The sequence below is a fragment of the Maribellus luteus genome (genome assembly GCF_003576475.1).
GTDB lineage: Bacteria > Bacteroidota > Bacteroidia > Bacteroidales > Prolixibacteraceae > Draconibacterium > Draconibacterium luteum.
In genome coordinates, this window is record NZ_QWGR01000265.1 from 1 (window position 1) to 526 (window position 526).

Genomic DNA, 526 nt, shown 5'->3' on the forward strand with positions numbered 1-526 from the left:
GACGACGCCTGCGCGATGAACAGCATCGCCGGGCTGAGGCTCAACGCGACGCCCGCCATGGCCGCGGCGGTCAGCGAGGCGGGCGGACTGGGCGGCATCGCGCTCGGCGCCAGCGATGGGGCCCAAGCGGCGACGATGATCGCCGAGACCCGTGCGCGAACCGATCGGCCGTTCAACGTCAATCTGTTCGTCCATGCCCCGCCGCGACGCGATGCCGCGGTGGAGGCGGCGTGGTGCGAGGCATTGCGGCCCGCCTTCGCCGAACAGGGCGCGGAGCCGCCCGTACGGCTACACGCCATTTACCCGAGCTTTGCCGAGGATGACGCGATGCTGACGCTGCTGCGTCAGGCGCGCCCTGCGGTGGTCAGCTTCCACTTCGGCCTGCCCGATGCCGCACGGATCGCGGCGCTGAAGGCGGCGGGATGTCTGTTGCTGGCGAGCGTGACCTCACTGGCCGAGGCACAGGCGGCCAGCGTCTGCAACATTCCTGCATTGAAGCGAAAGATCGCGGTCGCCGCCGCGACGG

General features: G+C 70.5%; 1 protein-coding gene. It reads left to right on the forward strand.

The genetic code is table 11. The features are described 5' to 3' along the window. Window positions 1–526 (forward strand): nitronate monooxygenase (locus D1614_RS28845; protein WP_206610214.1); only part of this gene is annotated, 526 nt, incomplete at both ends.